At 34.9% G+C, this 24105-nt stretch carries 17 protein-coding genes, 1 tRNA gene, 1 rRNA gene and 5 pseudogenes; 23 read left to right on the plus strand and 1 reads right to left on the minus strand.

Annotation, left to right across the window (positions count from 1 at the left end):
• The first annotated feature begins 50 nt into the window (after window positions 1-50).
• From L0Z58_RS06030 to L0Z58_RS07150, 3 genes and pseudogenes are all read left to right on the plus strand, one after another.
• The gene (locus L0Z58_RS06030) at window positions 51-893 is read left to right on the plus strand and encodes a ParA family protein (RefSeq protein ID WP_010963109.1); all 843 of its coding nucleotides are present in this window, start codon (window positions 51-53) and stop codon (window positions 891-893) included.
• A complete protein-coding gene (locus L0Z58_RS06035; protein WP_006279814.1) occupies window positions 890-1741 on the plus strand; it encodes a ParB/RepB/Spo0J family partition protein in 852 nt (283 codons plus the stop codon). The genes L0Z58_RS06030 and L0Z58_RS06035 overlap by 4 nt, the downstream gene beginning before the upstream one ends.
• A gap of 235 nt (window positions 1742-1976) precedes the next feature.
• A pseudogene (locus L0Z58_RS07150) lies at window positions 1977-2060 on the plus strand (WPE palindromic element domain-containing protein); the annotation flags it as partial.
• 560 nt (window positions 2061-2620) lie between these two features.
• Here the strand turns inward: L0Z58_RS07150 and L0Z58_RS06045 are convergent.
• Window positions 2621-3235, minus strand: a complete 615-nt coding sequence (locus L0Z58_RS06045) for a hypothetical protein (RefSeq protein ID WP_010963111.1) — start codon at window positions 3233-3235, stop codon at window positions 2621-2623.
• A gap of 153 nt (window positions 3236-3388) precedes the next feature.
• Here L0Z58_RS06045 and L0Z58_RS06050 point away from each other — a divergent pair.
• From L0Z58_RS06050 to rnc, 20 genes and pseudogenes are all read left to right on the plus strand, one after another.
• Window positions 3389-4893, plus strand: a 16S ribosomal RNA gene (locus tag L0Z58_RS06050).
• 100 nt (window positions 4894-4993) lie between these two features.
• Window positions 4994-5371: a succinate dehydrogenase, cytochrome b556 subunit gene (gene sdhC / locus L0Z58_RS06055; protein WP_010963112.1), complete on the plus strand. Its 378-nt coding sequence runs from the start codon at window positions 4994-4996 to the stop codon at window positions 5369-5371.
• Entirely contained in the window at window positions 5368-5724 is a 357-nt protein-coding gene (sdhD, locus tag L0Z58_RS06060) for a succinate dehydrogenase, hydrophobic membrane anchor protein (RefSeq protein WP_010963113.1), read from the plus strand. Before sdhC ends, sdhD begins: the two co-directional genes overlap by 4 nt.
• 84 nt (window positions 5725-5808) lie before the next feature.
• On the plus strand, window positions 5809-7047 hold the full coding sequence (locus L0Z58_RS06065) for a hypothetical protein (protein WP_010963114.1): 1239 nt from the start codon (window positions 5809-5811) through the stop codon (window positions 7045-7047).
• Window positions 7048-7159: 112 nt separating this feature from the next.
• Window positions 7160-7711, plus strand: a pseudogene (locus L0Z58_RS06070) (sugar phosphate nucleotidyltransferase); the annotation flags it as partial.
• 57 nt (window positions 7712-7768) lie between these two features.
• A pseudogene (locus tag L0Z58_RS06075) lies at window positions 7769-8601 on the plus strand (IS5 family transposase).
• A 26-nt stretch (window positions 8602-8627) separates the two neighbouring features.
• Window positions 8628-9371: pseudogene (locus L0Z58_RS06080) on the plus strand (cupin domain-containing protein); the annotation flags it as partial.
• Window positions 9372-9499: 128 nt separating this feature from the next.
• On the plus strand, window positions 9500-10708 hold the full coding sequence (locus tag L0Z58_RS06085; RefSeq protein ID WP_010963117.1) for a hypothetical protein: 1209 nt from the start codon (window positions 9500-9502) through the stop codon (window positions 10706-10708).
• 280 nt (window positions 10709-10988) lie between these two features.
• Window positions 10989-12218, plus strand: a complete 1230-nt coding sequence (locus tag L0Z58_RS06090; protein ID WP_010963118.1) for a lipoprotein-releasing ABC transporter permease subunit — start codon at window positions 10989-10991, stop codon at window positions 12216-12218.
• Complete coding sequence (locus tag L0Z58_RS06095) at window positions 12211-12942, plus strand: hypothetical protein (protein WP_010963119.1); 732 nt, start codon at window positions 12211-12213, stop codon at window positions 12940-12942. The genes L0Z58_RS06090 and L0Z58_RS06095 overlap by 8 nt, the downstream gene beginning before the upstream one ends.
• Window positions 12939-14160 (plus strand): annotated as a pseudogene (locus tag L0Z58_RS06865) (heme biosynthesis protein HemY). The gene L0Z58_RS06095 and the pseudogene L0Z58_RS06865 overlap by 4 nt, the downstream one beginning before the upstream one ends.
• 198 nt (window positions 14161-14358) lie before the next feature.
• On the plus strand, window positions 14359-15231 hold the full coding sequence (gene atpG / locus L0Z58_RS06110; RefSeq protein WP_010081973.1) for an ATP synthase F1 subunit gamma: 873 nt from the start codon (window positions 14359-14361) through the stop codon (window positions 15229-15231).
• An 18-nt stretch (window positions 15232-15249) separates the two neighbouring features.
• Entirely contained in the window at window positions 15250-16584 is a 1335-nt protein-coding gene (locus L0Z58_RS06115) for a TldD/PmbA family protein (protein WP_010963122.1), read from the plus strand.
• A 174-nt stretch (window positions 16585-16758) separates the two neighbouring features.
• Complete coding sequence (locus tag L0Z58_RS06120; RefSeq protein WP_006279919.1) at window positions 16759-17010, plus strand: cold-shock protein; 252 nt, start codon at window positions 16759-16761, stop codon at window positions 17008-17010.
• 35 nt (window positions 17011-17045) lie between these two features.
• On the plus strand, window positions 17046-18272 hold the full coding sequence (locus L0Z58_RS06125) for a DEAD/DEAH box helicase (protein WP_010963123.1): 1227 nt from the start codon (window positions 17046-17048) through the stop codon (window positions 18270-18272).
• 203 nt (window positions 18273-18475) lie between these two features.
• The gene (locus L0Z58_RS06130; protein ID WP_010963124.1) at window positions 18476-20782 is read left to right on the plus strand and encodes an AAA family ATPase; all 2307 of its coding nucleotides are present in this window, start codon (window positions 18476-18478) and stop codon (window positions 20780-20782) included.
• 64 nt (window positions 20783-20846) lie between these two features.
• The gene (locus L0Z58_RS06135; protein ID WP_038228077.1) at window positions 20847-21743 is read left to right on the plus strand and encodes a class I fructose-bisphosphate aldolase; all 897 of its coding nucleotides are present in this window, start codon (window positions 20847-20849) and stop codon (window positions 21741-21743) included.
• A gap of 5 nt (window positions 21744-21748) precedes the next feature.
• Window positions 21749-21820 (plus strand) — tRNA-Cys (locus L0Z58_RS06140).
• 121 nt (window positions 21821-21941) lie between these two features.
• Window positions 21942-23009, plus strand: coding sequence for a quinone-dependent dihydroorotate dehydrogenase (locus tag L0Z58_RS06145; protein WP_010082053.1), 1068 nt, complete (start codon window positions 21942-21944; stop codon window positions 23007-23009).
• A 90-nt stretch (window positions 23010-23099) separates the two neighbouring features.
• Entirely contained in the window at window positions 23100-23798 is a 699-nt protein-coding gene (gene rnc, locus L0Z58_RS06150; protein WP_006279914.1) for a ribonuclease III, read from the plus strand.
• Window positions 23799-24105: the final 307 nt, after the last annotated feature.

Genomic DNA, 24105 nt, shown 5'->3' on the forward strand with positions numbered 1-24105 from the left:
AGTTTCTTGCATATATACAATAGAATTATTTTATACATAAGATAAAAGGCGTGAGCAAGATTATTGCAATAGTAAATCAAAAGGGTGGAGTTGGCAAAACCACAACTAGTATAAATTTGTCGACAGCCTTTGCTGCTGTGGGAAAAAGCACTTTATTGGTAGATCTTGATCCTCAAGGAAATGCTAGCACCGGACTCGGGATTTCTTATCGTAGTAGGGAAGAAAAAAACATATACAAAATACTACTAAGCAGCGAAAATAAATTGATAGAATCGGCAATTTTCAATATAAAGGAAATTCCGAATTTATCGCTAATTTCGTCAGTAGTTGATTTGTCAGCTGCAGAAATTGAATTATCGCAACTTGAGCGAGGAAAATTCGTACTAAAAAGCGCATTGGAGAAGATACGCGATAATTATGAGTATATAATCATCGATTGCCCTCCATCACTTGGGCTTCTGACCATAAATGCTTTGAATGCTGCTAATTCTATTATTGTTCCTCTTCAGTGTGAATTTTTTGCTCTGGAAGGATTAAGCCATTTAGTTAAAACTGTGGAGCTAATAAAAAGGAATAACCTAAACCCTTTTTTGGCAATAGAAGGGATAGTGTTAACAATGTATGACAGGCGCAACAAACTCAGTGAACAGATTAAAAACGATATTTGCCAGTATTTAAATGATAAAGTATACAAAACTATCATCCCATTGTATGAGACTGTTATTCCACGTAACGTACGGTTATCAGAAGCGCCTTCTCATGGAAAACCCGCTATTGTGTATGATCTTAAGTGTCCTGGTGCACAAGCATATATAAGTTTGGCAAGGGAAATTTTAAAAAAGCATGCGAGCAGTTGTAAGGAGAAGAAACTAGTAAGCGAGGGCGTAGTATGAAGGATGATAGACGCCTCGGCAGAGGTCTTGCCGGCCTCATAGGCGATAATTATGATAATAAAGAAGATCGACAAGAGCATTTGCCTATTTCATTACTGCACCCAAGCAAATTTCAACCGAGGAAACATTTTGACGAGGAGTCATTAAGAGAACTTGCAAATTCGATAAAGAAAAGTGGCATTATACAGCCTATCGTGGTACGCAAAGATTCAAATGATGATGGTTATGAAATAATAGCTGGAGAACGTCGTTGGCGAGCAAGCAAGATTGCAAATCTTGATAGTGCACCGGTTATCATAAAAGATCTGAGCGACAAGGAATGCTTGGAAGTATCCATTATTGAAAACATACAAAGGCAAGATATTAATCCAATAGAGGAAGGTGAAGCTTACAGAAAACTGATAGATGAGTTTTTCTATACACATGAGGAATTAGCTTCAGCTATAGGCAAAAGCCGCAGCCACATAACCAATATGATTCGGATGTTGTTGCTCCCTGATAGGGTGAAAACAATGATCAATGAGAAAAAATTGTCTATGGGTCATGCAAGAGCGTTGATTAATGTTGAAAATGCGGAAAGTATTGCAGAAAAAATAGTTTCTCAGGGCTTAAGCGTTAGACAAACTGAAAAACTGATAAAGGACCTACATCAAAACAACAATCAAAAAGAGCAGAGATATACTAGAAATCAAGATATGACAGTAATAGAAGGCGCTATATCTTCTCAACTTGGTTTAAAGATCAAAATTAATGACAACAATTCTAAGGGTAAAGTTATGATACGGTATGATAATCCAAATGAATTGGATTTGATATTGAAAATTTTGAATAGGAAACTTGAGGCATAGCTAGTAGTTGGCTAGCAAAGCAACAAACCAATATCAACTGTTGGTGTCATGAAAGTAGCTGACACTGGAATCCAGGAATTTTATTAAGTTGGTAAGCATAAAAGTATAACTTCTACGTCATACCGCCGCGGTATCCGCTAACAAGCAGCGGGATGACGATTGTCAGGGTAGCTGTCATCCCAGTGCCCTGACTACTTGGATCCAGGAAAAAGAATGGTGTCATCCAAGTAGCTGACACTGGGATCCAGAAGACTTAATTTCAACCAAGTGGCTGCATAATAAAGGCTGGATTCCAGTGTCACGCACTGGGATGACACCCTAGTAGAAATCGTTTTTGTAATTGCAACATTCGTGCAATCTTTAGCCATAAATATTAAGAAATTTACCAAATGAAAAAAAAGGCAAAAGAAGCCCTGGGGTTATTATCCGCTTTAAAATATTGGCGTTTTTTATGTTTTAAACGCTTGAAAAGCAAGATTAAGCTGCTTTTAATTGCAACTAACTTACGCTGCAAATGTTTAAGAAGTTTACTAAGCAGAAAAAAAGACAAAGAACCCCCGAGTTAGCTAGTCTTTTACTATCTCTGTCGAGTATTGGCATTTTTTGATGTCTTGTAACGCTTTATAAGCGCGTTCAGCTTATTTAGATAAAAATCTAGATGTAGATGAAGTTTTGTAAAGACATACAGTATCTATATACTGCAAAAAATTGAACATAAGACGCCGATACATTAAGTAATCCTTACCTTTTAATCTGCAGATTGGCGAAAGCAAATACAATAGCTTCACTATCATGATAAGGGCGCTGGCGAAGGGTGTCAAGTAAGTTTTTTCGTTTCATCCGATGCGCTGCCAAAAGCTATGCAAAAAGTCCAATGAGTTAACTCCCATATATCCTGAGTAATTCTTGTGCATTAGCTTTGATTAGGATAGGGCATTTTCTATCATTTAATAGGGAACGCAATATTTCAGTTGCACCTTTAATGTCGTTATTATGTATCTTTACTACAGCGATAGCTTCTTGGCTTGAATAAGGATACACTGTGCTTGATTCTAAATTATCAATTTTGTCTTTATTTATTTTTTCACCGTTGGAGTGAAGTAAGCTCATGACTTCTAAATATTGTGCTAACTCACGCAAAACATTAGGAGCATCTTTATCATCTGCCAAATCATTATAAATAGATGCTGTGTCTGTTGGCATTGAATCTGAGATATGATTGAATGCGCGTTCAAAATTTGCTAAATACTCCCAATTTGAATCTATTTCTTCTAGCAGCGGCTTATTATCTTTTTTTAAGAATAATACTTCGTAAAACTTGTCACCTGCAGTTATAGATTGTTTTGTGTTATCAATGTTGCGCAATAAGTATAATGTGATGCCAACTAACATTGGCGCGAGTGCAAGCAGAAAGATGTATTTTTTCATGGTAATATTCTGAATAGTTATATATTTATACATTAATGCTTTTGATTTGCAAAAACATATTGACATAGTGATTATATCACATAATAATATTCTTAAAGTTGTTTGAATAGTTGGAGATTAAAATATTTCTAAAGTAGAAATAAAGACAGCAGTATTAAGCTAAATTATTTTTTGTCGGATTTATCCGATGTACCCTCAACCTTTTATAGGTTGAAGTCTAAATTTGAGAGTTTGATCCTAGCTCAGAATGAACGCTGGCGGCAGGCCTAACACATGCAAGTCGAACGGAGTTATATTGTAGCTTGCTATGGTATAACTTAGTGGCAGACGGGTGAGTAATGTATAGGAATCTACCTAGTAGTACGGAATAATTGTTGGAAACGGCAACTAATACCGTATACGCCCTACGGGGGAAAAATTTATTGCTATTAGATGAGCCTATATTAGATTAGCTAGTTGGTGGAGTAATAGCCTACCAAGGCAATGATCTATAGCTGATCTGAGAGGATGATCAGCCACACTGGAACTGAGATACGGTCCAGACTCCTACGGGAGGCAGCAGTGGGGAATATTGGACAATGGGCGAAAGCCTGATCCAGCCATGCCGCATGAGTGAAGAAGGCCTTTGGGTTGTAAAGCTCTTTTAGTGAGGAAGATAATGACGGTACTCACAGAAGAAGTCCTGGCTAACTCCGTGCCAGCAGCCGCGGTAATACGGAGAGGGCTAGCGTTATTCGGAATTATTGGGCGTAAAGGGCGCGTAGGCGGATTAGTAAGTTAAAAGTGAAATCCCAAGGCTCAACCTTGGAATTGCTTTTAAAACTGCTAATCTAGAGATTGAAAGAGGATAGAGGAATTCCTAGTGTAGAGGTGAAATTCGTAAATATTAGGAGGAACACCAGTGGCGAAGGCGTCTATCTGGTTCAAATCTGACGCTGAGGCGCGAAGGCGTGGGGAGCAAACAGGATTAGATACCCTGGTAGTCCACGCTGTAAACGATGAATGTTAAATATGGGAAGTTTTACTTTCTGTATTACAGCTAACGCGTTAAACATTCCGCCTGGGGACTACGGTCGCAAGATTAAAACTCAAAGGAATTGACGGGGACCCGCACAAGCGGTGGAGCATGTGGTTTAATTCGATGCAACGCGAAAAACCTTACCACTCCTTGACATGGAAATTATACCTATTCGAAGGGATAGGGTCGGTTCGTCCGGGTTTCACACAGGTGTTGCATGGCTGTCGTCAGCTCGTGTCGTGAGATGTTGGGTTAAGTCCCGCAACGAGCGCAACCCTCATCCTTAGTTACCATCAGGTAATGCTGGGGACTTTAAGGAAACTGCCAGTGATAAACTGGAGGAAGGTGGGGATGATGTCAAGTCATCATGGCCCTTATGGAGTGGGCTACACACGTGCTACAATGGTGGCTACAATGGGCTGCAAAGTCGCGAGGCTAAGCTAATCCCTTAAAAGCCATCTCAGTTCGGATTGTACTCTGCAACTCGAGTGCATGAAGTTGGAATCGCTAGTAATCGTGGATCAGCACGCCACGGTGAATACGTTCTCGGGTCTTGTACACACTGCCCGTCACGCCATGGGAATTGGTTTCACTCGAAGCTAACGACCTAACCGCAAGGAGGGAGTTATTTAAAGTGGGATCGGTGACTGGGGTGAAGTCGTAACAAGGTAGCAGTAGGGGAATCTGCAGCTGGATTACCTCCTTAGGCTTTGCACATAATTTACCATTTTTAATGATGGTGTTGTTATGTGCTATACTGCTGTCTTTACTTCTACTTTATTTTAATTTCCCGATAACGGAATTTTATGAGTGATAGACCTCTTTCTCCACATTTACAAATATATAAAGTACAAGTTACTAGTTTTTTCTCTATTATGCATAGATTGACTGGTATCTTGCTATTCCTTTTATTAATGATACTTTCTTGGTATTTCATATTACATGTTTACTTTCCTGAGTTACTTATAGTAAGGTACTTAAATGCATTATTATTCACTCCTGTTGCTAAATTAGCTTATGTCTTATGTTTTATAAGTTTTGTATATCATTTTCTTAATGGTATTCGTCATTTATTGTGGGATGTTGGGCTTAATTTAGAAATTACTGGCGTTTCAAGGAGTGCTATACTGCTGACAGTAACGCTACTTCTTTCTACTATGGCTTTTTTATTTATGTTTATATGAGTCAGTCTGGAAATTCAGTACATCATTGGTGGGTTCAGCGTGTTTCTGCGGTAATTTTACTGTTCCTGTTTCCTTGGTTTATCTATTCATTTTCTTGCACATTTTATACTGATAGCTCTTTGTCTTTTAGTGAAAAATTTATTAATCACCCTCTAGAGCTTTTATTTTTTGTTGTATTGTTGTTTTGCATTTTTTGGCACGCAGTTCTTGGAATGCAGGTAGTATGCGAAGATTATATACACAGCGTACCTTTGAGGATTTTTACAATTACATGCATAAAGTACTTATCAAGCATTACTTATATAACCCTCGCTTTTACAATCTTTATCTTCTACAGGCATATTTTCTTGTAAAATCACCGGTGCTGTGTTAATATATTGTTAGTGTACTAGTTTTATTATTGAACTATAGCATTATAGCGATTTTGGTTTGACAATATGTTTGAAGCATTAAAAAAGGGAGCAATAGATCTTACACTTAAAGCAAAAGGTCTGCTTACTTCACCTGAATCTCAAGTTTACGTCGAAGACCTTAGAAAGGTAATGATGTATGATGGAAGGAAATGCCAGTATCCAAAAAATTATGATCAAATTGTACAGTCTGCTAAAATCATAGAAAACAGGGATATGCATGGAAATGCTATACTAGATAAAGATAAAAATCCAACCTATAAACTTTTGTATGGTCAAAAAGATGAGAATGGAGAACAACCAAGTTTCAGATTATCTTTAGTTACCAAAGATAAAGATAATGATAGATCTTATTTTACTATCAATTATATAGACAATCAGGGTAAGCAAATTCCGATAAATGAGTTGCATAAGTCATATTTTGAGCCATTAGGCTTTTCGAGAATGGATTTGAAAAAACACGTGCCAATTTTTGAAGCTGAAAAAACTAAGGATCCTCAATATCCATTTGAATTAACTAATTCTTCTGTGCTAACTAAAGAGGTAAAAAATAAAGAAGGTAAAGTTCAGGAAGTTGTTGATGAAAAAGGAAGAAATGGAGAATTGTTATACACTAGTGATTACAAGAAGCTAAGCACCCATTTTTCAGAAATTAGAGATCAGAATGGTAATCTAGAGCTAGATAAAAGTCTTATATCTGTTCCTATCGTTTTTGCTACAAGTTTAGCTAAAGTTTGTACTAAATTGTTGACTTCTCTTCCTATAAAGTTAGGGGAGCATTTAATAAGCGAACAAAACCCAATTGCAAAGTCTTTTGGTTATCTTTTATTTACTCCTGCAATGGCAGTAAAAAATTTAGTGGATATGGGAGCTACCATACTTAAGGCTCCAATTTTATTGTTTGTAGCAAATGAGAAAAAATATGGTGATGCTTACTACACCATGTGGAAACACCAACTGAAAGGATGTTTGGAAGAAGCAAAAAGTGACTTTAATGTTATTAAAGGTGAAGAAAGGCTAAAGCCGGATCATGGGAATCGTGATTCACTAGTGGGCACATGGGATGAGCTTAACGCTAGAAGGCCAAAGAAACAAGGGGATGATAAAGAAGTTAGCAAGAGTAATGAAATACTAAAGAGTCCTGAGGAAGAACAAAATAAGGGTAATGAAATATTAAGTGATAAAAGAAAAGGTCATGTTGAGGAATTACAAAATAGAAGAAATTCACAGCACGGGCAAGGCGCTACACATGATCACTCTCATTAGCAATTACTTTAAATCAACATTTACTTTCTTTATTAACTATTCCACAACAAAAACTTGCATGTATTTTGCCCTCAGTATAAGATATTAATTATTTAATTAATATCTTAACTAAATGCGCCCTGTAATATTGTGTGGTGGTAGTGGTAGCAGACTTTGGCCTTTATCTAAGCCAAAGCAATTTCAGAAAATATTTAGTCAGAACACTATGTTTCACAACACTTTGTTGAGGCTAAAAAGCGATTATATGCCGCCCATAATTGCTACAAATATACAGTACGAGTCATTAGTGATGGAGGAATTGCATGCACTGCAAGAATATAAAGTGATTTTCGAACCAGTGAAAATTGGAACAGCAGCGGCAATATTAATTGCTGCACTTCTCTGCAATGAAAACGAGACAATGTTAATTCTGCCTTCAGACCATTTTATAGGTGATTTGAATAGTTTTTATGCTTCTACTCAAAAAGCGTCTAAGTTAGCCTCTGAAACTAACTCTATAGTCACTTTTGGGGTTAAGCCTCATGAATTCAATTCTGAATACGGCTATATAAATGCAGTATATGATCAGAAAGAAAAATGTCATATAGTGAAAGATTTTACAGAAAAGCCCGAGCGTAAGTTAAGTAACGATCATTATTGGAACTCTGGAATATTTGTGTTTAGAGGTTGTCCGGAAACAAGTAAAAGGCTATAATATCTGAAATTTTAGTACGGGGTAAAGATGAGAAAAAAGTATCCAACAGATCTAAGCGAAAGGGAATGGTCAAGAATAGAAAAACACTTCAGAGTATCATACAAGAAAGGAGGAAGGCCGCCAAAGTATAGCAAAAGAGAAATATTAGAAGCAATTTTCTATGTATTGCGTACAGGGTGTCAATGGCGGTATTTACCAAATGATTTTCCGCTATGGAAGACTGTGTATGAGCAGTTCAGGCAATGGAAGAAGCAGGGAATTTTTGAGAAAATGAATTATGAAATTACAAAATATAGTAGAAGAAAAATAGGAAGGAATGAGCAGCCGAGTGCCTGTATAGTAGATAGTCAATCTGTAAAGACTACAGAAAAGGGGGGATCAAAGGCTATGATGGAAGTAAAAAAGTAAAGGGTAGAAAAAGGCATATAATTACAGACACTCAGGGTTTTATACTAGGTTGTTACGTAGGTGCTGCTAACGAAAATGATAGAGATGGTATTAAAATAGCATTAAACAATATGAGAACAAAATATACTAAAGTTAAAAAAATGTGGGCTGACATGGGATACCAAGGAAGAAATTTAAAGAATCACATAAAGGAAGAATATGACATAGATATTGAAATTGTTAAAAGGCCTCCATGTAGATTTTGGGTGCACAAAGATACGCCACCTGAGCTACTACCAACAAGAGAACAAGGGTTTAAAGTACAGCCAAGAAGATGGGTTGTAGAAAGGACTTTTGCTTGGGTTAATAGGAATAGAAGGCTATCGAAGGAGTATGATTTACTCACAACATCCACTGAGAATTTCATATACCTAGCTATGAGTAGGGTTATGTTAAAGAGGGAATATGCTTGAATTTACTAGTTTCCGGACAACCTCTTAAAGCAAAACGCTACATAGATGAGATTAAAAAATCTGCCCCGAATCTTTACAATTTATGTTTTAAATATTTCACACCGCAAGAGAGATTTCTGTATTTAAAACAACGAGATTTTGCAGGAATTGAAGGCATATCCATTGATTACTTGGTGATGGAGAAAGCAAAAAACGTTGCAATGATAGAAGCTAATTTCGATTGGTTGGATGTTGGAACTTGGAATTCAGTTTTAGAATTGAGTGAGAAGTTTAGTAAAGAACCGGCATCATTTCAGCATGTGATTAGAGAAAAAGAACCAGTTTCAACGACAGAAAGTAATAAAAATTTATTGAGTGGAGCTTGTAAGCAACCAAACAAAAGTCTAATTTCATTTATTCATAAAGTGAAGAAAGTAAAGGTGATAAGGAAAGAAGTTAAACCATGGGGATTTTGTAGTATAATTTTAATGAGCGAAAATTTTCTTATAAAATATCTTTTTATCAATCCATTAAGCTGCACTTCTAAGCAATTCCATCACTATAGAGATGAATACCATATAGTGCTATCAGGAGTTGGATATGTTAGTTTAGAAGACAAAGAATATGCTATAGCAAAGGACCATATGATAGAAATCCCAAGGGAAGTTTCCCATAGGATTGAAAATAGAAGCACAAGCTTTCCACTTGAAATAGTTGAATTTCAGATAGGAGAGCATTTATCTGATAATGATATAGTGAGATTGGATGATGTATATGGAAGAATATGGTAACGCCATAAATGCATTTGTTGGCAATTTATAATATGGGTATAGCTGCTTTATGTAAAAAATAATATTTACTAAATCTTAATATTTTAAACCTATACCCATATTTTAATAAATAATGAGTTGTAATTAATATGAAGGATCCATTTAAAAGTGACAATTATAGAGAAAATCTCGGTTTCCTTAAAGAAGCTATAAAAGCAAGAGATGAGTTAGTAACTATTAGACATTATAATAAAACGGTAAGGGATTTATCTCAGGCATTAAAGCGTTTTACAGATAAGGCAGAAGATGTAGCTAAGTTTGTTATACGTAGTGACTCAATTGATTATGTAAAATCGATGAATGGAAAGCCATCAGGTCTTAAGATATTAAAGGAAATATTGAATAGAATCTCGGGAAGAAATGTTCCAGTTAAGAATATAAGTAGTTTTATTGATAAATTACCTCCTCCTACTTCAATGACAATCTTTGAATATCTAGAGGCTTATCGTAAAATTTCAGGTTTGGAGCAAGTTGAAAGAGGAAATATTGCAATAGCTCCAGAAAAGCCAGAACGCAGTTTTCTAAAAGAAGATAGACAAGTAGAAGTTAATTATAATGATTCAGGCCATGGAAATTCATTAGATGAAAAGCCTGGATACAAAGAGATATCAAATTATCAAGAGAAGAAGAGTAAAATTTTAACAGAAAATTCACAAAGTTCAAAATCGCCTAGAGAAGAGCTAATTTATGTAACAGTTCCTAAAGAACATATGGAAGCAAAAAGAGAACTTAAACAAAAACAACAATCTAAACCTCCAATATTGCCAAAACCATCAATAGCATCCCCATTGCCAAAAAAAATGTTTACTGCTGGTCAAGAAGTTAGACAAAAACCAAAAGTAGTAGGAACTGTTCCTAAATCAACTAAAGATAAACCTGAATTACCACTAAAACTTAAAAAGTTAGGTCATACTGATCAAAAATCAAGCACAAAGCTAGAAATGGTAGTATCTTCTATGGAAAAAGAAATTAATTATAATATCGATATTAAAGTACAAGAGATAAGAAAAAAATTCAAACAAAATCAAGCAAAAGAAAGTCCTAATGCGCAAACTATTGAAAGCAGGACCCCTCCTGTTGCACAAGTGAATATAGATGTGGAGAAAAAAACTAGGCCATCACCAAAAGTTGCTTCCCAATCTCGCTTATTTCCAATGAGGGATGAAATATCTCAGATGAATCCCTTATCAGCAAAATCTGATCCGAGACCTCATGTTAGCAAAAATGCTCTTCTCACAGATGTAAATGTAAAGCAACTAGTTGTACAATTTGAAAATTATGGAAGGAAAGAATTATAACTTATTGAATAAACCCAATAATATTCTTGATTTTTTCTATGTTATAAAAGCACAAGCTCTCCACTTGAAATAGTTGAATTTCAGATAGGAGAGCATTTATCTGATAATGATATAGTGAGGTTGGATGATGTATATGGAAGATTTTGAAATTCTAATGTTAAAGATACTCTATAAGTCTGCTAAATTTAAGGAAGCAAAAATCTCTAGTTTTTAAATAAAGAAAAGTCTACAATTATACGAAGTTTCAAAAATATAATGTCTAACCTCAAAATATTTTGTAATGTCCATTGCCTTTGAAATTACTATGGCTGCTTGCTATTTGCGAGCAAGAAATGCCAGATTTTGCTCTATAATGACTTTGTTCTCTATTATCGGCATTGCCCTTGGAGTTGCAACACTAATAGTGGTGATGTCTGTGATGAACGGATTCAGAGCAAAGTTGCTTGACTCAATACTTGGCATTGATGGCCATATTAACGTTTATTTTGATAGGAACATAAATTCAGATTACTACGCAGTTTCAAAATCTATTGAGAGAATTCCTGGTATATTAAAAGCTACTCCTATGACCAATGATCAAGTTATTATTGTAGCAAATGGTAAAATTGCAGGTAGCGTAGTGCGAGGTGTGTCAACTAAAGATTTGCTTGATAGTACTGCCGTTACAAATAATGTAATTATAGGTGATGTAAAAAAATTTAATGAAGGGATAATAATAGGAGCACGCTTAGCAGAAGTTTTGAACATTGACTATGGCGACGAAATTACGTTTATATCATCTGAAGAATTTGATGCATTACTTGGTGAAATGCCGCGAATGAAAAAATATAAAGTTATAGCAATATTTGATATGGGTATGTTTGAGTATGATAATACCTTGATATATATGCCTCTAAAATCAGCACAAGCCTTTTTTAGTTATAAAAATAGCATAAAAAATATAGAAGTACTTGTAGACGACGTTACTAGAGCTGATAAGCTGGCAGATGCTATAGAAAAAGAAATAGGAATGGAAGCTGAAAGTTGGCAATCACAGCAAAGCCATTATTTTAGTGCTTTAAAAACTGAAAGAAATGTGATGTTTTTAATTCTCACTTTGATTATAGTTGTAGCAGCGTTTAATATTATCTCAAATTTAATGATGATAGTGCAAGAAAAGAAATCCGCGATTGCAATTATGCGTACATTTGGTGCAACAAGTGGAAGCATTATGCGTATATTTTGCGCTTGTGGTCTATTAATCGGTTTTACGGGAACTTGTCTTGGCTGTATTATAGGTGTCGTTTTTTCTCTCAATATCGAAAGCATTAGAGTGTTTTTAGAAAACATTACTAACGTCAAGCTGTTTGATCCTATGATATACTTTTTTTCAAGTTTGCCAGTGATATTAGTACCCCAAGACGTAGTAAATATTTCTGCACTTGCGTTACTCTTATCATTTTTAGCGACAATTGCTCCTGCGTTGCAGGCAGCTGCACAAGATCCTGCGGAGATACTACGTTATGAATGATACTCAGCAAAAGTACATAGGTTGGTTCTTAATTGTATTGTTATTTACCGGTTACATCACAATAAATAACATAATCTTTTTAAAAATAAATCAGCAAGAGAGTGAAAACAATGTGAAAGCTTTAACGGAAAACATGGATGAATTTAGAATTTTGCTTGAAGTTAATCAATCTAGAATAGAAAAAAAGATATTTGACCTCAAGAGAAGTCAGCATACTCAATGTGAGCAAGGTGATAATAACTCAAGATGTAAGAACCTTGCAAAATTGCTATTACTTGTGGTTAAAATGAAGAATTCGTTATTGCGAGAAGCAAAATTTGATAACCATATAAATTCAATAAAGCCTTTGATATCAGAGCTTGACGATCCAGAGATAGAAAATGCAGTAGATGAATTAGAAAATTTGAAAGAGATAAATACCTTACACGAATTGAAGTTATCTTTTGAAAAAACTATTGATACTATCGATTACAACAAAAGTACATTGTCTAAAAAAATCATTTCAAACTGGATAAAGGTAGACGACCGAAATGATCCATTAAGAGTAAAATTCGCAGAAATTGAGGAGTCAATAAATGATAATGATTGGCAAAATATAACTGTTACAGTAAGCAATTTAACGCATTCAGAATTCAAGCTATGGCTGAATAAATTGAATGGTTTTATTGTAGCTTCTAAGAATATTTCAACAATATATCATCACTTATTACAATATATCTCATGATTTATTTTATAATTTTCGCTTTTTCGTTTTTATTTGGTATATGGGTCAAGGTAAGTGGTGAAGTAATAAAATTGGAATTAGGCAATTACACTATAAGTATTGATCTATATTTCATTATTTTTACTTGTGTAGTTTTATTATTTTTATTAATTACACTTGTACGCTTTTTTTCCTCCATTTCATCAACATTTGCCAACATAAGAAATAGAAGAAGGGATAGGGAAGAATTGCTTCTCTTTGAAGCTTTCTTTAGCATAGACTTAGACAATATAGAGAATGCCCAAAAGCTAGTTAAAAGTCTGAGTGAGGAGAGCGATAGGTTGTCTTTAATAAAGCTCTTTAACTCAGGTAAGACGGGAAATTANCAGCTTTTTCAGTAACGGTTTAACAAATATTGCAAATAAAAATCGTAACTTAGCTCTACTTCTAGCCAATAAGCTGATTGTCCACCTCAAACAAGAAAAAGTAGTCTTTCAAAAATTTATAGAATATTGCTCTAGTTCAATTAACGATAAAATGCTATCTATTCCCTTTCAAATAGAGCATTGCATATTGAAAGAAGATTGGATTAATGCAATTTTGAGGTTGAAGGAAGCAGTTAAGTCCAATATTTTTCTCCCCTTTGATCATAAAGAAATGTTTGCAGTGTTTTATTGCGCTTTAGCAAAGCAATATGAAAGTAAAGGAAATTTTAAGGAGGCTATAAAGTCTTTATTTAGAGCACAACGTTATAGTGCAATTTTTCAGCCCATCAATTATTTAAAGGCAGAATTATATATTAAACTTGGAAAAATCAGAAAAGCTTCTGCAGTGCTAGAGGCAGAGTATACAGTAAATCCTACTCCTCAGTCAGCTAAAATGTACATCAATTTAAATAGTAAAGGTGCTGAAAGACTATACAACTTACGCCCTGATTGTTATTTTAGTTACTGTTTACTTGCTTTGTCCTCAATGAGTTCAGGTAAATATGATCTTGCAAGTCAATATTTAGATACTGCTATGAAAAAAGCTAATTACATGTCAATCTACTTTATTGTAATACAACTCAAGGTTACATTGCAAGAACACGACAAGGTAATTTATTGGCTAAACAAGATGGGCTCAGAAGCTTTGCCTGATCCAGGCTGGAAATGTAAAAATTGTAACAGGGAACTAGAACAATGGGATCATAAGTGTTCAAGTTGTAATAGTTTTAATTGTGTTTATTATATATTATAAAATTCCACAAAGTGTAGAAATTACCATTAGGCTACTTTCACATTGATATTGCTGAAGTTAGAGCACTTTCTTAATATAATCCTTATCTCCAAACAATAAACCTGCAAGTTTCTTAGCTAGACTTGGTTTTAATGTCAAAAAAACTTGCTTTTAGACACTAACAGTTATATATTTTAATAAATCAGGGTTGTATACAAAATGAAGAGCTTAAAGGAATTATCCTTAAGAATTAAGAATATTAGGTCTGTACAGAAAACCACGAAAATAATGCAAATGGTTTCTGCAGCAAAGTTGTTACAAAGCCAAAAGAAGTTATTAAATTCAAAATTATATGTATCTAAGCTGCATAACATTATTTTTTCATTAATGCTATCAGTTGATCAAGAATTACTGGCAAAAATTCTAAATGTCAGTAACGACGGTTCTTACCTAGTATTCATTATTGCGTCTGATCGTGGCTTGTGCGGCAACTTTAACTCTTCTATTGTCAAATTTAGTCAAGAGCGTGTAAATAAGTCAATCGCAAATGGCAAAAAAGTAGATATTGTATTTCTTGGTAAAAAAGCTTTTGATGTAGGTAAAAATAGATTTGACTCTAAAAGTATCTTAAAAATTGAAAATAGTAAGGGAATCACGTTAAAGCACGTAGAAGCTTTGGTTGATGGTATAGATTTAAGTAAATACGATAAAGTTAAAGTTTTTTATAGTAAATTCTATAATACCTTCACGCAAAAACCAATGTTGGAAACAATAAAACCATGGAGTAAAGACTCATCCTTGATTGATAGCTCTCTGGCTGGTCCAACAACAGATTACGGCTATGAGTATGAACCACAAAATATTGAATTTATTTTAAAATCTTTGGTTCAAGATTACGTTGTAATTGCTCTTTACTCTGCTTTACTTGAAAGTGCAACGAGTGAGAATAGTGCTAGAATGGTTGCTATGGAATCAGCAAACAGAAACACTAAAGAGATACTGAACAAATTAGCATTGCTTTATAATCGTTCTCGTCAAGCAGCGATTACGACTGATTTAATTGAAGTTATAGGTGGTGCAGAATCTTTATAGAAATCTAAGGAATAGAAAATGAATATATTAAATATTGCAGCAGATATTACTAAACTAATAAAAAAGCAAAATCAAGATGCGGAAGTTACAATATATGAAACTAATAAGACTTCAGTTTCTCAGCGTCTATCAAAAATTGAGCAAATATCACAATCTAAAAATTGCACTGTAGGAATCAGAGCTATAGCAGGTAAAAACAAAGCTGCGTATATTTCTACAAACGATTTGAATAATCTGAGTGATACAGTAAGCCAAGTGGTAGAAATGGCAAAGAATGCGCCAGAAGATCCTTGCATTAATTTTGCTGTAAATGGTAGTAATTATATCTCTTCTGCAGATTTAAGTATCTCAGATAATAATGTTGTAACCGTTGATAACCTAAAAGAAATTGCTGAAGCTGCAGAAAATTCAGCCCTTGCACATAAGAGTATCACTAATTCTGAAGGAGCCTCTTCTTCATACGCTTTAGTGAATACAGTATTATCGACTGTTTCTGGTTTTATTGGCTCGTTTAGTAAATCAACCTTTGCTAATCAGGTCTCTGTTATTGCTGGAAGAGAAAGTGAAATGAAGGTTGGTTACGATTATGATATAGCATGTAATTTTAGTGATTTAAAGTTGCCAGAGTTAATGGGAAAAGAAGCAGCAAAAAGAGCAGTTGATCAATTGAATTCACGTACAATGAAAACTGGTAAATTTCCAGTTATTTTTGAAAAAAGAGCAGCAAAAGGGCTAGTAAAAAGTTTTGCTTCTGCTATAAATGGGAGCAGTATTATAAGCAACAGTTCTTTCTTGAGGGGTAGTTTAAACGCTCAGATTTTCAACGATAGAATTAATATTATCGATGATCCATTGTTGCCAAGAGGCATAGCATCGAGACCATTTGATGGAGAAGGGATAACTAGCAAGAAAAATATATTTGTAAAAAACGGAATATTACAAAATTGGATTTTAGACTTATACTCGGCTAGAAAATTAGACTCAGAAACAACCGGAAGTGCAACTCGTGCAAGTAATGCTGCAGTTATTCCTGCAGCTAGTAACCTCTACATTGAGAATGGTGATGTATCGTTTGAAGAATTAATTCAGGAAGTGAAAGAGGGAATATATGTAACTGATTTATTTGGTTTTGGTGTCAATTTAATCAATGGCGATTACAGCCAAGGCGCTTCCGGATTTTTTATAGAAAATGGAAAAATAACGTATCCAATACATGAGATTACCATTGCTAGCAATTTGAAGGATATGTTTAGCAATTTAGTCGTTGCAGATGATCTAACTTTTTGTGGGCAATTTAATTCACCAACGATTAAAGTTAGCGAAATGACGGTTGCAGGTTCGCTTAACGATTAAAAAATTTATTTGCATCAAGTACAACAATTGTGTATTATTGTCATGTAATGTTAAGAATAGACTATGGAGTATAAAGGTTTAGTTTCAATAGCTAAGCTTAGAGCATTCTCAATCGTAATTTCAAAGTTTTTCATCACATTAGTAATGTTAGTTAATAATTTAGGAGTTGTTTAAATGGAATTTGGTAATGTAAAATGGTTTAATGCCGAAAAAGGCTATGGTTTCATCAAGCCAGAAGGTAAAGGGGGTGACGTTTTTGTACATATTAGCACATTGGAACGTTCGGGAATAAGACCTGAGGCACTTAAAGGAGAGAATAAAGAGAAGGGAATAAAAGGAGAAAGGGTGAGTTATGAGGTTAAAGAGGAGCGCGGTAGAAACGGAGAAGATAAAAAATCTGCAATAAATTTAAGATTGGAAGATTAATCTATTATGAAGTCTTTTAACAGGATTAACGTATTGTGAATAATTTTCATGAGATGGGTCTCCCAGCTTCGCTTAGACAAGCTCTAGATAAAAATAATCTTTTCGTCCCAACTCCAATTCAAATACAAGCGATTCCCTTAGCGCTACAAGGTAAAGATATTCTCGGATCTGCTCAAACGGGGACTGGAAAAACTTTAGCATTTGCTATTCCGTTGGTTGCTAAGTTGCTGAATGAGCCTAACACTGGTTCAGCTTTAGTCATCGTGCCAACCAGAGAGCTTGCGCATCAGGTAACAAATGAGATAAGAAAACTCTTATCTCAAAATTCTGCACTAAGGGTCGCTTTGTTGATTGGTGGTGAGCCTATTTTTAGGCAGCTAAATCAGCTTCAGAAAAAACCACAAATTGTAATAGGTACTCCTGGTCGTATTATAGACCATATTGAGCGTAAAACTTTGATTACTCGCAATGTTAGCGTTCTTGTGCTTGATGAAACGGATCGTATGTTTGATATGGGCTTTGGAGTTCAGATTGAAGAAATTATGAAGCATTTGCCTAAAATAAGGCAAACTCTTATGTTTTCTGCAACTCTTCCTGGAGATATAGTAAAACTTGCTGAGAAGTACCTTAATCGACCAGAACGTATTTCTGTTGATTGTGAGGCTACAACTTCTGTAAAAATTAAGCAAGAAATTGTTTATGCATCAGAATCAGAAAAATATGAAAAGCTTGTTACACAACTATGTCAGCGCGAAGGATCAATCATTATCTTTGTCAAAACAAAGCGAGGAGCGGATCAGCTAGCTAACAGATTGCACAAAGATGACTATAGCGCTTTAGCAATTCATGGTGATTTAAGGCAGCACAAGCGCGAAAGGGTCATTAATTCTTTTCGTCGTGGCCGTAATCAAATCATGGTTGCAACAGATGTTGCTTCTCGCGGCCTTGATATTCCCCACATTCAACATGTTATCAATTATGATGCACCACAATCGCAAGCTGACTATATTCATCGTATAGGTAGAACTGCACGCGCTGGAGCTGAAGGGTATGCGCTATCTTTTGTTACACCTCAAGATAAGAGAAGACTGCCTGCACTGGCAGACAAAGAAGGAGAGCTAAATTTTGATTGTAGTGTGCAATTTAAAAAACGTAACAGCAAAAAGGTCTTTAAAAGGCCAAGTACGTTAAAGACTAAATACGGTAGAAAAAAGATCAATGCATTTAAGAAGAAAAGCAGAGTACTAGAAAAAGCGTATTAAATAGGATTTACCTACAATTTGATAAGCGTAAAACTCGTCATTCCGCTACTCATTAGCGGAATCTATGCTGAGATATTGCGGTGCTATGACGTAGATCCAGAGTGGGATTCAAATTGGCTACAGCGAACTGCTGGATTTCAATTTTTTTAATAATTGTGTGCTATTCATTATATATGAGTTCCCACTTTTAAAGAGAATAGGAGATGATTTCCAAAAACTTAGAGGCAAGTTTGAATAGAGCACTATTCATTGCTTCTAATTTTAATCTTAAATATGCGAAAGTAGAACATTTATTGCTGGCGTTAACTAAAGACGTGGATGTAAATTACGTTTTATCAAGATGTAATATCAGAGCCGATGAAATCATCAGTATGGATAACATTCTATCAAGATGCAATATTAAGGCTAATGATTATAATAATAATATAAAAGGGTTTTTACAAAGCAGTTCTGAATTGATTATCAGTGGAGTTAAACCTAGCTCAATGTTTCAATGCATAATACACAGAGCAATAATACGGGCTCATAGCTTGGGGAAAAAAGAAATAAATGGAGCAAGTGTTCTAGTAGAAATTTTGTCTGGGCAAGATTTATACGTTGAAGATCTATTGCAGAAACAAAGTGCGAAAGATTCCAATTTGATTTACCACATATCTAACATGAAATACTCTAACGATATAGATGAATACACCACTAATCATAAAGTAAAACTTGATAAAAATAATGATGCTCCTACTACAGTAAATAAAGGTGAGCTACTAAAAGATGAGGAAATTCTACAAAGTTATTGTAAAAATTTAAATGACTATGCAAGAAGCAAAAAAATAGATTATGTTATTGGTCGTGATTATGAATTAAATCGCACTATAGAAATATTATTGAGGCGTAGAAAAAACAACCCTTTATATGTTGGAGATCCAGGTGTTGGCAAAACCACAATAGTTGAGGGTTTGGTACTCAAAATCATTGAAAACAGTGTTCCAAGTGCGCTCAGGTCCAGTATAATTTATGCTTTGGATTTAGGGTCACTCCTTGCAGGGACACGCTATAGAGGTGATTTTGAAGAGAGAATAAAATCTATAATAAAAGCGATTGAGGCAAAACCAGGTGCTATCCTTTTTATTGACGAAATACACACTATCATTGGAGCAGGTTCTACAAGTGGTAGCTTTCTTGATGCAGGTAACCTACTCAAACCTGCGCTTGCAAGAGGTACACTGCGTTGTATAGGTGCAACTACATATAGAGAATACAGCAATAGTTTTGAAAAAGATAAAGCATTAGCGAGGAGGTTTCAAAAAATTAATGTTAAGGAATCTTCTGTTAACGAAACGATAAAGATACTAGATGGTATAAAGCACTACTATGAAGGGTATCATGGAGTATATTATACAAAGAATGCCATTAGGTCTGCGGCTGAACTTTCGCATAAGTATATTACTGGGCGAATATTACCTGATAAAGCGGTTGATGTTATTGATGAGGCAGGGGCATATTGTAAATTGCTAAGAAACAGGGGTAAAATTGTAAATAGTAAAGATATTAAGAATACCATTACTAGAATTACAAATGTGCCTTGCGGATCTGAATCTGATGATTTGCAGAAAGTAAAGTCTTTAAAAGCTAATCTAGAGAAGGTGATTTTTGGCCAAGAGCAGGCAATAGAATCTCTTGTTAATTCTATTAAAATTGCTAAATCTGGGTTGAGAAATTACAATAAGCCTTTAGCAAATTATCTTTTTGCAGGGCCAACCGGTGTTGGTAAAACCGAGCTAGCAAAACAATTAGCAGAAAGCATGGGCATGAATCTTATACGCTTTGATATGTCCGAATATATTGAGTCTCATACGATATCAAGGATGATTGGTTCTCCTCCTGGATATGTAGGTTATGATCAGGGTGGATTACTCACAGAGTCTGTATCTAATAATCAATATAGTGTTGTGCTGCTTGATGAAATTGAAAAGGCTCATAGCGATATCTATAATATATTGCTACAAATTATGGATTATGGTTGCGTTACAGACACTTACGGACGTAAAGTTAACTTTTCCAATATAATCTTAATTATGACAACTAATGCAGGAGCAGCTGAACGCAGCAAAAGTTTTGTTGGCTTTGGGCATAAAAAATTTAACACTGGTGATAGTGAAAAAGCGATAGAACAGGTTTTTAGCCCTGAATTTCGTAATCGTCTTGATGCGATTATTTCTTTTTCTGACTTAAATGCGGATATAATTCTGCATATTGTAGATAAATTTATTCAGGAACTGAAAAAGCAGCTGACGCAAAAAGGCATAAACTGCTTGGTAGAAGATGAAGTGAAATCTTATCTTGCACAAACAGGTTATAGTAAGGAAATGGGAGCACGTCCGATAGAGAGACTTATTGAAAAAGAGATAAAAAGTTACTTAGCGGAAGAAATACTGAATCGTAAATTAATAAAAGGAAAGAAATTAAGAATCTATATGAATAAAGTAGAAAATAAAATTGCTTTTGATATAGTTTAAAATCCTTGTATTGAACTTCATCTTTGTTACAATCTATAACTTAAATTCAATTTGAATTATAGTGATAAGTGATAAAGTAAAACAAGTCCTAAGCTACTACGAAAGTGAAAACCCTGGGGTAAAAGCAAATCTTACTCGTATTCTCATGCATGGAAAGCTTGGCGGCACTGGCAAGTTAGTGATTCTGCCAGTAGATCAAGGATTTGAGCATGGTCCAATTAAAAGTTTTGAAGTTAACCCTGATGCTTATGACCCACATTATCATTTTCAGCTTGCGGTTGATTCGGGAGTAAGTGCATATGCTGCTCCACTTGGTATGATTGAAGCTGGTGCTGCAACTTATGCTGGAATGCTCCCACTTATTTTGAAACTTAATAGTTCCAACTCTTTACATTCAAAGGATCTAACCTCTGATCAGGCAATAACCTCTTCTGTGAAAGATGCGCTGCGTTTGGGATGCTTAGCTGTCGGATTTACTATATATCCTGGTTCTGCTAAGTGTTTCGATATGATGGAGGAAGCCCGTGGAATCATAGCTGAAGCCAAATCTTATGGACTTGCAGTAGTGCTATGGTCTTATCCACGCGGTGAAGGGATTTCCAAAGAAGGTGAAACAGCAGTTGATGTTATTGCCTATGCTGCGCACATGGCAGCTTTGCTTGGCGCTAATATAATAAAAGTAAAACTTCCAACTAAATATTTGGAAAGGGAGAAAATAGAAACAGAAAATATTGAATCATTATCTAAAAGAATTGAATATGTTAAAAGGTCTTGTTTTGCAGGGAAAAGAATAGTAGTTTTTTCTGGTGGTGAATCGAAGGAAGTAGATAACATATACAATGAAGCGAAAGAAATTAAGCAGGGTGGCGGTAATGGTTCAATCATTGGACGTAACACTTTTCAACGCAAAAGGGAGGAGGCTTTATCTATGCTAAAAGATATAATGGATATCTACACATAAAAAACGGCTGGGTGGCAGAATGGCTTATGCGGAGGACTGCAAATCCTTTTATACCGGTTCAATTCCGGTCCCGGCCTCTTTCATTCTCTATATCTTGTAAAAGTTAACAGTAGCTTTAAGTGTGTAACCTATAGAGAAAGCTTGTCTATAGTAAAATCAATTTCTTTTCAAGTTATGGTTATACTCTTATAGCGTTTCATGGTAAAAAATAAACTAAAAATAAGCAAAGTGTTTTACAAACGTAATTTACTATTTTTACTACCGCCCGAAGTTGCTCACTCTTTGGCAATTATGGCATTAAAGAAAATGCCTTATAAGAATCCTATAGAGCTACCAGAATCTTTGAGTGTGAATTTTTTTGGTAATAAGCTCAGAAGCCCCGTAGGTCTGGCTGCAGGTTTTGACAAGAATGCAGAAGTTATAAGGCCTATGCTCTCATTTGGTTTTGGGTTTATTGAAACTGGTACTGTAACTCGTAATCCACAATATGGAAACAAAAAGCCAAGAATTTTTCGGTTAATTAAAGATCAAGGGGTAATTAACAGATTGGGATTTAACAATAAAGGAATAGACTATTTTCTTAAACAAATAGGTGAAACCAAGCTTGATGACTGCATTTTTGGCATCAACATAGGAAAAAACAGTACATCAAAGGACCAAATCAGCGATTATGTTGACTTAATAAAGATAGTATATGGAAAGAGCAATTATATAGTGCTGAACATCTCATCCCCAAACACGCCTAATTTACGCAATCTGCACAATAAGCAAGAATTATCGGAATTGTTGAAATCCGTAACTCTAACCCGAAAATCAATTGATAATTCTAAATCCATACCAATAATATTAAAAATCTCACCAGATGTAGATCAGCAAACGAAAGAAAATATCGCTGAGCTTGCGTTGGAATATAAGATTGACGGATTAACAGTAAGCAACACTACGGTAAGTAGAGATAATCTGCATTCTCACCATAATGAGAGTGGTGGGTTGAGTGGCAAACCGCTGTTTAAACTTTCAACCGAGTTATTGGGCGATATGTACAAATTTACTAAGGGCAAAATATTATTGATAGGGTGCGGAGGAATCTCAAGTGGTGCTGATGCATATAAAAAAATAAAGGCAGGAGCTTCTTTGGTGCAGTTGTACACTGCTCTCATATACCACGGACCTCAAGTTGTAAACAAAATTAATCTAGAACTTGCAGAACTAATAAGGAGAGATGGATTTAGTAACATTAATGAGGTGGTGGGTTGTATACATTAATTTTGAAAGTTGGTGGTATTATTTTAATAAAATAAAACTAATTCTCTGGTATAAAGGTGGTAGAAAGTGCTTTTCTTTTAAATAATGGGTATGAAGAGTTTGAATGATGCAATATCTAAGATCATTGATTATAAATTTACAAATTATGCAATATTAGAAGAGGCACTAACTCACCCAAGCGTAAATAAAAGAAATAGCAAAAACCAGATTGTAAGCTACGAAAGACTAGAGTTTTTGGGCGATAGTGTTTTGAATATGGTTGTATCTGCCACACTGTTTAAACTATTTCCTGAAGAAAAAGAAGGAGCATTGGCAAAAAGAAAGACGGATTTAGTTTGTGGCAACACCATTGCTAATGTTGCTAAAGAAATAAAATTAGGCAGCTTTATCATCATGAATAATAGTGAACGCTGCAATGGAGGGAGATGTAACTTAAAAAATTTAGAAAACTCGCTTGAAGCACTAATAGGTGCAATTTATATTGATGGCGGGCTTGAAAATGTTGAAAAATTTATTATCCAATATTGGGAAAAGCTAGCTAAAGGCATGCTTGACCCCCCTCAAGATCCTAAAACCTCACTGCAAGAGTGGACTCAGAAAAACAAATTGCCTTTACCAGAGTATGAGCTTGTAAAACAAACTGGACCAGCGCACAATCCTGAATTTACTATATCAGTTTGCATAGAAGATTATGGTAAAGTTTCTGCATGCGCTTCTAGTAAAAAGATTGCTGAACAAAAAGCTGCTGAGTTGATGCTAGAAAAAATTGGAAAAGACGCTTCAGTTTAGGCAAAATAGGCATTAATGTAAATTTTAAGGAAGCTAATAGCGTTTAGGGTAAATGGTCAATTTAAGGAGAAGCATAGTATTATTCATAAAAAAGTTGATTTACCAAAAATCAAGCCTTATGTAGTGGAATATCAATGGCTGTTGTCGGAGATGCGGAAAAAAAGAAGTAGCAAGTTACCAAAAGGTGTTATGCCAGATACATTTGGTCCAAGAGTTGTTTTGTGAAGTTGACAGAGTCAATGAGAATGAAAGTTTTAAAAAATAGCATATTTTTTAATTATAAAAATTTGATATTAACTGTTGTTGG

This window comes from Wolbachia endosymbiont of Aedes aegypti, assembly GCF_021496215.1.
Classification (GTDB): domain Bacteria; phylum Pseudomonadota; class Alphaproteobacteria; order Rickettsiales; family Anaplasmataceae; genus Wolbachia; species Wolbachia pipientis.

Bases quoted from the DNA above. Each gene is read 5' to 3' on its own strand.
- L0Z58_RS06095 (WP_010963119.1), top strand. From the start codon at position 12,211: ATGAATGATACTCAGCAAAAGTACATAGGTTGGTTCTTAATTGTATTG.
- L0Z58_RS06035 (WP_006279814.1), top strand. From the start codon at position 890: ATGAAGGATGATAGACGCCTCGGCAGAGGTCTTGCCGGCCTCATAGGC.
- L0Z58_RS06065 (WP_010963114.1), top strand. From the start codon at position 5,809: ATGTTTGAAGCATTAAAAAAGGGAGCAATAGATCTTACACTTAAAGCA.
- sdhD (WP_010963113.1), top strand. From the start codon at position 5,368: ATGAGTCAGTCTGGAAATTCAGTACATCATTGGTGGGTTCAGCGTGTT.
- L0Z58_RS06090 (WP_010963118.1), top strand. From the start codon at position 10,989: ATGTCCATTGCCTTTGAAATTACTATGGCTGCTTGCTATTTGCGAGCA.
- L0Z58_RS06045 (WP_010963111.1), bottom strand. From the start codon at position 3,235: ATGTCAATATGTTTTTGCAAATCAAAAGCATTAATGTATAAATATATA.
- L0Z58_RS06085 (WP_010963117.1), top strand. From the start codon at position 9,500: ATGAAGGATCCATTTAAAAGTGACAATTATAGAGAAAATCTCGGTTTC.
- rnc (WP_006279914.1), top strand. From the start codon at position 23,100: ATGAAGAGTTTGAATGATGCAATATCTAAGATCATTGATTATAAATTT.
- L0Z58_RS06115 (WP_010963122.1), top strand. From the start codon at position 15,250: ATGAATATATTAAATATTGCAGCAGATATTACTAAACTAATAAAAAAG.
- L0Z58_RS06120 (WP_006279919.1), top strand. From the start codon at position 16,759: ATGGAATTTGGTAATGTAAAATGGTTTAATGCCGAAAAAGGCTATGGT.
- L0Z58_RS06145 (WP_010082053.1), top strand. From the start codon at position 21,942: ATGGTAAAAAATAAACTAAAAATAAGCAAAGTGTTTTACAAACGTAAT.
- atpG (WP_010081973.1), top strand. From the start codon at position 14,359: ATGAAGAGCTTAAAGGAATTATCCTTAAGAATTAAGAATATTAGGTCT.
- sdhC (WP_010963112.1), top strand. From the start codon at position 4,994: ATGAGTGATAGACCTCTTTCTCCACATTTACAAATATATAAAGTACAA.
- L0Z58_RS06130 (WP_010963124.1), top strand. From the start codon at position 18,476: ATGATTTCCAAAAACTTAGAGGCAAGTTTGAATAGAGCACTATTCATT.